Source organism: Microbulbifer variabilis ATCC 700307, from assembly GCF_000380565.1.
In the GTDB taxonomy this organism is placed as follows: Bacteria; Pseudomonadota; Gammaproteobacteria; order Pseudomonadales; family Cellvibrionaceae; genus Microbulbifer; species Microbulbifer variabilis.
This window is the reverse complement of the sequence record NZ_AQYJ01000008.1, coordinates 1-5,822: the sequence shown is the minus strand read 5'-3', so window position 1 is coordinate 5,822 and position 5,822 is coordinate 1. Positions and strand designations below refer to the sequence as shown.

At 48.8% G+C, this 5,822-nt stretch carries 8 protein-coding genes; all 8 read right to left on the bottom strand.

Annotated elements, in window-relative coordinates; genetic code table 11:
* On the bottom strand, positions 1 to 1,603 hold a 1,603-nt coding region (locus G367_RS22680; protein WP_020411079.1), incomplete at its 3' end, for a terminase gpA endonuclease subunit.
* Complete coding sequence (locus G367_RS0100195) at positions 1,566 to 2,087, bottom strand: hypothetical protein (protein WP_020411078.1); 522 nt, start codon at positions 2,085 to 2,087, stop codon at positions 1,566 to 1,568. The genes G367_RS0100195 and G367_RS22680, both read right to left, overlap by 38 nt.
* Positions 2,088 to 2,173: 86 nt before the next feature.
* On the bottom strand, positions 2,174 to 2,893 hold the full coding sequence (locus tag G367_RS0100190; protein ID WP_020411077.1) for a hypothetical protein: 720 nt from the start codon (positions 2,891 to 2,893) through the stop codon (positions 2,174 to 2,176).
* Complete coding sequence (locus tag G367_RS22675; protein ID WP_245556633.1) at positions 2,883 to 3,113, bottom strand: holin; 231 nt, start codon at positions 3,111 to 3,113, stop codon at positions 2,883 to 2,885. The genes G367_RS0100190 and G367_RS22675 overlap by 11 nt, the downstream gene beginning before the upstream one ends.
* Positions 3,110 to 3,466, bottom strand: a complete 357-nt coding sequence (locus G367_RS0100180) for a hypothetical protein (protein ID WP_020411075.1) — start codon at positions 3,464 to 3,466, stop codon at positions 3,110 to 3,112. The genes G367_RS22675 and G367_RS0100180 overlap by 4 nt, the downstream gene beginning before the upstream one ends.
* Complete coding sequence (locus tag G367_RS22670; RefSeq protein ID WP_020411074.1) at positions 3,466 to 3,861, bottom strand: DUF5675 family protein; 396 nt, start codon at positions 3,859 to 3,861, stop codon at positions 3,466 to 3,468. The genes G367_RS0100180 and G367_RS22670 overlap by 1 nt, the downstream gene beginning before the upstream one ends.
* Before the next feature lie 335 nt (positions 3,862 to 4,196).
* Positions 4,197 to 4,721, bottom strand: a complete 525-nt coding sequence (locus tag G367_RS0100165) for a hypothetical protein (protein WP_020411072.1) — start codon at positions 4,719 to 4,721, stop codon at positions 4,197 to 4,199.
* 152 nt (positions 4,722 to 4,873) lie between these two features.
* Positions 4,874 to 5,536, bottom strand: coding sequence for a hypothetical protein (locus tag G367_RS0100160; protein WP_020411071.1), 663 nt, complete (start codon positions 5,534 to 5,536; stop codon positions 4,874 to 4,876).
* Positions 5,537 to 5,822 lie beyond the last annotated feature (286 nt).

The window sequence follows — 5,822 nt, the reverse complement described above, 5'->3', positions numbered from 1 at the left end:
CTTGATGGCGATCGGCTTTAGTAGTGCGCGTTGGGTTACTAACCTCTGCTTTCCTTGGATGTGAAAATATTTCTTTGCTGCCAAAGTCTCTACTATCGCCCTTAATTGCCATCACTAGGACGCGGCGATATTTTCTTTCTCTAGTTCTTACCCATTCATACACCGCGCCGCTGGTAGTACCATCATAGGAATCGATACTGACTGCAGATGCGTAAATCTCACCAAAGCGCTCATGCTTGAAGCCTTGGAAAACTAACTTGTCCAAGGCATCCCAGCAGCTATCGCGCTTATCTACCGTGTCGCCATCAATTTCGCCCCAGTACATTTGCCAGCTTTCTTCATTGCGACCAAATGCGCGGATAGTGATGGCGAGGCGGTCATGCTGAACATCAATACCGACAGTAACCAGCAACCCACCAGCCGGACAAAATAGCTCTGGATAGTCTTCCGCAGTTTCTTGCAGTTTTTCATGATCCAGCAACCGGTTGGCCGCATATTTATAGGGCCTGCCTAACTTGTTGTTTTGGAACACGATGCGTGCAGATTCATCGCCGCTTTTGGCTTCGTGTTCGGCTTCCAAGAAATCCCTGACGACCTCCGCCAAGCCAGTACCCGGGATACACACATAAAGCTCTGATAGCTCCATAAAGGTTTCTATCGGTTCGATTTCATCCTCTGCAAAGTCCTCGCCGCATTGGGTTTTGAACCAGCCGGCAAAGTCATCGCCGTTTTCCCGCGCGGTTTTACAGGTCTGCAGGATATTGGCCTGGCGGCGGTAGTCATCCCAGGCACTACCACATTTAGGACAGGTATAAACGGCGGTTTCTGGCTGATTCAGGCCGAATACCGGGTGCGGTGTGCCGCCCTCTTTCTCCAACCAACTAACGTTTTCCCAGTCCAGTACATGGGACTCACCACAGTCGTGACAGGTAACCGGTAGCACGCGCATTGTGCCGAGCTTGGTGTAGTGCTCCACTTGGGAAAGATCAGCAACCGCCGGCGTGCCGCCAATAATCAATTTCTTATTGCGCATCCGTTTTAGGCGTTCGCGCAGGTGGCGAATGGAATCGCCCTGATCACCGACGTCTTTGTTAGTATCGTCGGGCTCTTCTACATAACCACGCTTGGCAGTGGTGGATTTAACATTAGAGACGGAATTAGAACCCACAGTACGCACTTCCCCGCCAGGGAATACTTTTCTGGTAGATCTGTTCCCCAGCTTGCGACTGGTGGAGACATCAATCACACGCGCTACATTCGGCGAGCCCTCAACAATCTTCACGAACTTTTCGTCCATGAAATTCTGGCCTTTTGAATCCTTTGGAAAGAGCATCAATACCCGCGCGGGATCAGTCACCGCCACCTTACAGATATCTGCCGCTAGCAATACCGTCCAGCCAATCTGCGCCGCTTTTTGCATTACAACCATCCAGGAGACTTGGCTATCGAGCGCGTGCATTACGCCCCAGAAATAGGGCACAAAATCTACTCGGTAGTACCCCGCGTTATCGCTATCTTCGGATGGCAACTTGATATTTTCTGGCAACCACTCAATCAGCGGAATTTTAGGCTGCGGTATCCAGGTCTGGCGTACCTCCTTCACCAGCCTCTGTAAATTCAATCTCGTAACCGCCAATAGTTCTGAGGGCAGCTTCAATGTTTGGCTGTAGGGGTTCTCTGTTGACGGTAATGGCATACTGACTTTCGATAGCAATAATGATGCTCTCTACCGCTCCTATAAATTCATTCTTTCCAACGGTGGACCATTCCACCATCGCCTTGCGTACAGACTCAATATCCAGAATTAATTGATCCTGCTTGTACAGCTCGCGCATTTTTAATTGGGCATTCGCCTCAGATTCAACCGCCTGCGCCATATCGCGACGGTTTCGGGCCTCATTCGCCTGGCGGCCTGCGGCCTCGGTTCGCAGTCGCTCGTAGTATTCATGAAGCCAAACTTTGTAACTGGCACCTACGGTAAAAACCTCTGCCTTGTAGTGTTTGGCAATAGCAGGTTGAGTAGCACCAACCAGGCGGGCAAAACCAGACTGAGTGGCCTGATCATCAAGAGAGATATCACCAGCCAAGGTATAACCCCCTAGGAAATTTCAGATATCTGTTAAAAGAACACGGTTCGAATTACCCGTGTGCTGGCCCCGTCAGGAGGACCCGTTCAACGTCTCTTTGCGGTCGCAATCGCATGGTCCATGGCCTTATCAAGTTCTATCGGAAGGTGGCGCCGTGCTATGCCTTCAGCTATTCGAATAAAAGGGAATCGCTTGCGGTAGTCTGGCTTCCCCTTGAGGAATATCAGAATGGGCTTAACCGTTGGCCGGCGCTTACCGCCTGCCCTCTTCCAAACGCCTAAGACACCATTAACTTTGCCAACGAAATATTTCCCCTTCTTACCCTGCGCACTACCTGCCCCACTTGTAGAGCCAGGGTTACCCCGTAGTTCAGCCAGGATTTTTTTATAGGTTCCGACCGATATATTCCCGTGCTTGTTTAATCTCGCCGCCTCACCATGCACCACATACATACCAGCAGGCAGGACACCTATGTGCCGAAGGGCACGCTCAAAGCGCTTGTCGTTCCGGTTCACATTCATGACCGATGGGGCTAGATATTTGCTAGGGGCTGTACCGTTGGAAACCTGATCACGGATAAAGACTTTGGCAATGCCAGAACGCTTCGTGGCTTTCTTTACCAATACAGAGTTCAGCGTTAACTTTGCCGGGTTTTTAAATACCCGCCCCATCGCTGAGCGCTCTTCTCCCCGTATACGAAAGGCCACGTTATTTAGGACAACCGAACTGGCATAAGGTAACTGCTTTTTTAATTCAGCAGATGCCCGATCAAACTTTGAAGTATCCAGCTTTACACTAACGTCCATCGTCCCCGTCCTGCTGCCTTTCCTGCAGCTTCAAGCGCTTATGGTTGTAATACCAATTCACAATGAACCCACTCAAAGCAATCAAGAAACCACCCACCGCCAATAACTCTTGTGCTGCATATCCACCGACTACCGCTGTACCCGCAGCAACCGTAGTGGTTGCACTGGCGACCTTCTGAACCATGGCTTCCCTCGCTGCCTCTTGAGCTACAGTGTTCACCGCTTAACCTCACTCACCCACGACTTCACGAAATAGAAGCCGATGATGATGCTATAAGGCTGCACAACCACATCAACCAGCAGGCCCTTTAGGTCTGCTACAAAAGGCGCCTTAAAAGCCATGGCCGCTGCAATAAATAAAACTAGTAACGCCCAAACAAATGTCACCAAAAAGGCAATTAATCGCCGTGCCCGGTTCTGAGGCTGCGTTGCCTCCAGGTACTTGAGATACCAACGGGATTTTTCCTCATTGGTAAACCATACCGCATCCACGGTATTTACAGTGGCATCCAGCACCTTGCCCGCAGACTCGGGGCCAGCAAATAAACCCTTAACTCCAGACCAAATACCCATCACGGATACTCCGGCACATAGTGTGTAATTGTCAGATCAAACTCGGTGGGCAGCAGCTCTCGCAACCGTTGCATTGCCTTACGGGATTGCATCACCCACCAGCCACCGGGAGCCAGGCCAGAACCAATACCAATACAGCCCTGCACATCCGCCGAATAATTAGCGGTATGGATCAATATTTTTGTACGGCCAGGAACCTCCTGAAGCTCCCACACATTGGGGAACCTAGGTGAGTTATACGGATTACAGGAATAAACCCCTTCAGGAATACAGCTCTCGAACGGACGATTACCCAACCACGGGCGCTCTACCGTATAAAACACACAGTCGCGCACTCTCAGCCGCCCCAATGTAGCTTCAGGCCCATAGGCGAATCGTTGCAGATTGCAATTCATGAATTTCCGCTCGCAGAGCTAAGGAATAAAAAAACGACGCCCACAAGAACGCCGCCAAGTACAGGTGATGGAGTAATGAAAAACAGTAAGACAGAAACGAAAAAACCCGGCTGGGGAGCCGGGTTTATTGCAAAGCGGAAAAAACCGCATGCTGGGGAATTTATACCTATTCAGGACAAAACTGTCAACAGACTACTTTAAATCGCTTCTTGACCCTTTTTCTCCAACTCAAATACTACTCCAAAACTCTTCCCCGCAAATGAGTTAAGATAAACAACTTAAAATATCCTGAAAAATCCTTGCGCTTAGACAACCGCCATTAACATTTACATATATCAGTCAATAACTAAAAGTTCAGGTTCAAGGAAATAACAAACATCACCTGAGCGACCAGCAGGAAAACTTAAACCACTGGAAAATCTATTACCATTCGGCTTAATAAAAATTAAATGCGTTGGTTCTATTTCATCTCTTACATTGGGTATAGGAGAAGCTCCATAGCGAGCATTATAAGCTTCTAGTGTAAAATAGGATATTTCCTCTACACCACTCTTCATTATGGATCTCAGTGTTCTAGATACACTATACTCATCATCTAGACTTCCCTTATATACAAGCTTATCTATACTCATACCATTAGGACTAGAAGCATAAGCTACTACTTTATCTCTAAGTAAGCTCATACAATTATCTAATTCAGCACCCATCCTTGCTTCATCTCTAGTGCTCTGGTCTGTACTATCAATCTTCGAGATTTTTTCATGGCTTGAATTATTATTCACCTCCATGAAGAAAGTATCATTAGAAGCTAAACTGCTTATGCTTAACAACATTAAAAAAATTATATAAAAATAGTTCATGAGAATTTTACGTCCAATATTTCCATGTGCATACATTCGCTCAATAGATTTAGAAATTAACAGCGTAAAAAAACCGGCTCAGAGGCCGGTTTTATTCTGCAAAGCGGAAAAACCGCATTATGGGGAATTTATACCTACTCAGGACAAAGCTGTCAACAAGCGGCTTTAAGCTGCCCTCTGTACTCCTGCACAACCTCAGAAACAGGCCCTAAAGCTCTTGCGGGTAATGGGTCCAAACGCCGCTGCAAACGTTTCCAAATTTTTACCCACTCCCTATCCCAACGCTTTTTGTCACACCCTAAAATTGTCCGCGCTTGGCCCAGGTCTATTACTCGGCCATTTACATCACGCAGTGCACACGCATTAATACAAAATAGCGCCAGCTGGCTAACCTTTTCTCGCGGGTGCGGCTCCTCCCATTTGTCGAATTCATTCATCAGGTACTTCAGTAGTGCCGCTCGCTCTTTGACTCTTGAGGCTGGCGGGGCGTAGGCGGCCATGCCCCAGCAGTAGGCCAGAGGATCACTTGCTCGCAGCTTGGCGACTGCATCTTGAATCAAGCCCTTTTCACAGGCATCCATGATGCGGTTGCCGCTGTCCTTGGCTCCGGGGGTTTCTTTCGCAACTAGTGTTGGGGCTGCAACCCGGCAAATAACTTGGTTGGCCCTACCCAGCACCTCTCCGCGAATTACAACCTTTCGCCCTCTCCCAGCTGATAAAACCGTACTTCGGCCGCCCATGGCCTCATAATCAAATGCAGCTGTGGAGCTATCAAAGGCGTCGTGCCACGCTTGTCTAGCACTATCGAATCTCATGTCATGCCCCCCAAGCAATTATCAAGCAACCAAAAACCAGCCAAGCGTCCCATCATGCTGCCTTCGGCATGCTCTCGAAATAATCCTGAAATCGCCTTTCGGCTGCGTGCAGATTGTCTCGGTGATACGTGCCCAGGTAATTTATGTGGCCCTGGTTTATCCAGAATTGGGTCACCACCGTATTCGCGAACACAACCTCCACGAGGTGAGCGTACTTGGTGCGGAATACGGCCAGCGGACTGCTGGGGTTGGTTGTGGAAATCCTTTCGATGGCTTCTGGGATGGT

Coding starts and splice junctions, on each gene's coding strand:
- G367_RS0100160 (WP_020411071.1), bottom strand. CDS start 5,536: ATGAGATTCGATAGTGCTAGACAAGCGTGGCACGACGCCTTTGATAGC.
- G367_RS22670 (WP_020411074.1), bottom strand. CDS start 3,861: ATGAATTGCAATCTGCAACGATTCGCCTATGGGCCTGAAGCTACATTG.
- G367_RS0100165 (WP_020411072.1), bottom strand. CDS start 4,721: ATGAACTATTTTTATATAATTTTTTTAATGTTGTTAAGCATAAGCAGT.
- G367_RS0100180 (WP_020411075.1), bottom strand. CDS start 3,466: ATGGGTATTTGGTCTGGAGTTAAGGGTTTATTTGCTGGCCCCGAGTCT.
- G367_RS0100190 (WP_020411077.1), bottom strand. CDS start 2,893: ATGGACGTTAGTGTAAAGCTGGATACTTCAAAGTTTGATCGGGCATCT.